Origin of the sequence: Pseudescherichia vulneris, from assembly GCF_902164725.1 — a bacterium.
Lineage (GTDB): Bacteria > Pseudomonadota > Gammaproteobacteria > Enterobacterales > Enterobacteriaceae > Pseudescherichia > Pseudescherichia vulneris.
The window spans coordinates 185,108-185,830 of record NZ_LR607338.1; the positions used below are offsets into that span (position 1 = coordinate 185,108).

At 64.7% G+C, this 723-nt stretch carries 1 protein-coding gene; it reads right to left on the reverse strand.

The annotated features are described in order from the left end of the window. Positions 1-723: RHS domain-containing protein (locus FN633_RS00730; RefSeq protein ID WP_208673897.1), on the reverse strand; the 723-nt coding region annotated here is incomplete at both ends.

The following is a 723-nucleotide window of genomic DNA, read 5'->3' on the forward strand; positions in this document are numbered from 1 at the left end:
CACCTCTCTTTCACTCAGCAGCTTGCCCCAGGCACTGTTCTGTGCTTCCCAGCACACCCGGCCTTTGGCATCAGTGTGGCGCTCCGGCGTGCCGTTGGGCTGGATATGAAACCAGAAGATGTCCGGGGCATTCACGCCGTCAATACGTGCCAGCGGCTCATGACTAGCCTGGTCGCTGTAAACGTAGGTCAGCGGGACCTCATCCCGGATCTCCTGCAGCAGCCGGAATCCCTCCCAGACAAAGCGGGTGGTGACCGTTTTGCCGTACGGCTGCCCTGCCAGCGTCCGGCGGCGGGTCTTGCTGATGCGGCGGCCGAGCGGATCGTAGCGAAAGCTGACCGCCACCTGTGGTCTGTTACGGTCGCGCGGCTGGCTGATGGCCTCCGTCAGACGGTGCTCGCCGTCGTAGCGGTAGTGCCAGCGGGTCCGGCCGTCGTCCTTCTCCACCGTGCGGCCGTGAATGTCATAGCGCCAGCGGATGCCGTTCAGTTGCGTGACGCGGTTGTGGGTTATCTTCTCCCCGATATTGTCCAGCGGGTTGCCCGCTGCATCCCACCGCCACTGCTCCCGGCCCGGCAGCGTGCCGTCCTGAGACAGCAGCCGCCCGGCGCTGTCGTACTGCCAGTGATACCCGCTGAACGGATAGTCGTCGCGCTCCTCGCGCACGGGGTTATTGCGGTAGTCGTAGTCCCAGCGGTGGGACCGGCGACTTCGATTACCGCT